We start from the raw sequence: 1,240 nt of genomic DNA, 5'->3' as shown, positions 1-1,240 counted from the left end.
TGACGTGCTCCCCGGAAATGTCACCATTTTAAAGTAGAGTCCGATCGAGAAGGATACGGACGAATGAAGCGCAGTCGCTTTACGGAAGAGCAGATCATAGGGATCCTGAAGGAACAGGAGGCTGGGCTGAAGGTTTCTGATCTTTGCCGCAAACACGGGATCAGTGATGCGACGTTTTACAAATGGAAGACCCGCTATGGTGGTCTTGAGGTATCCGAGGCCAAACGGCTGAAGGCGCTGGAAGATGAAAACATCCGCCTGAAACGTCTTCTGGCGGATGCCATGCTGGATAATGCGGCCCTAAAGGAAATCGTTGGAAAAAAGTGGTGACGCCTGTCGCGAAACGGCAGGCGGTCCGACACATACGGGAGGCTCTGGCCCTGAGTGAACGCCGTGCCTGTGCGCTTGTTGGTGTTGCCAGGCGTGTCGCGCGGTATGTTTCTACCGGAGCGGACGATGCTGCCCTGCGCCAGCGCCTGCGGGAACTGGCGGACCAACGACGCCGCTTTGGCTATCGCCGCCTGGGGTATCTTCTGGCGCGGGAAGGCTTCAGTCCCAATCACAAGAAGCTGTTCCGCCTTTACCAGGAGGAAGGTCTGAAAGTCCGTCATCGGGGCGGTCGAAAGAGGGCACTGGGAACGCGCTCTCCCATGACCATCCCCCAGGAACCCGGACAGCGCTGGAGCCTGGATTTTGTCTCGGATGCCCTGATCTGTGGCCGCCGGTTCCGCATTCTGGCTGTTATCGACGATTTCAGTCGCAAGAACCTGGCACTGGTTGCCGACACATCGCTGTCAGGCGGACGTGTGGCGCGGGAACTGACGGTGCTGGTGGAGCGATATGGCAAACCTCTCATGATTGTCAGCGACAACGGGACGGAATTCACATCCCATGCCATCCTGAAATGGGCCGATGAGATGAAGATCGAATGGCATTATATCGCCCCGGGGAAACCGCAGCAGAACGGCTTTGTCGAAAGTTTCAACGGCCGGCTGAGGGATGAATGCCTCAACGAAACGCTGTTTACCTCCCTCAGCCATGCCCGACAGGTTCTGGCTGACTGGCGGGAAGACTACAATACGGTGCGTCCCCATTCCCAACTGGATGGCAGGACACCGGATCAGATCGCCAGACAAGTGTCTCGGGGGCATGCCTCCGAGACACTTGTCATCCAATCAACCCAAAGCCATAAAAAACGAGAACTCTCCTTTTGAGTGGATACAAAAAGGGGGGCACGTCA

The 1,240-nt window shown here is 56.8% G+C and carries 1 protein-coding gene; it reads left to right on the top strand.

The annotated features are described in order from the left end of the window. The first annotated feature begins 63 nt into the window (after positions 1–63). Positions 64–1,214, top strand: a protein-coding gene (locus HKD21_RS14315; RefSeq protein WP_228121527.1) for an IS3 family transposase whose coding sequence is annotated in 2 segments (ribosomal slippage) — positions 64–322 and positions 322–1,214 — 1,152 coding nt in all. Because the reading frame shifts where the segments join, the coding sequence is not laid out codon by codon here. Positions 1,215–1,240: the final 26 nt, after the last annotated feature.

The sequence above is a fragment of the Gluconobacter cerevisiae genome (assembly GCF_015244675.1).
GTDB classification, from domain to species: Bacteria; Pseudomonadota; Alphaproteobacteria; order Acetobacterales; family Acetobacteraceae; genus Gluconobacter; species Gluconobacter cerevisiae.
This window is presented reverse-complemented; position numbering and strand designations above follow the sequence as displayed.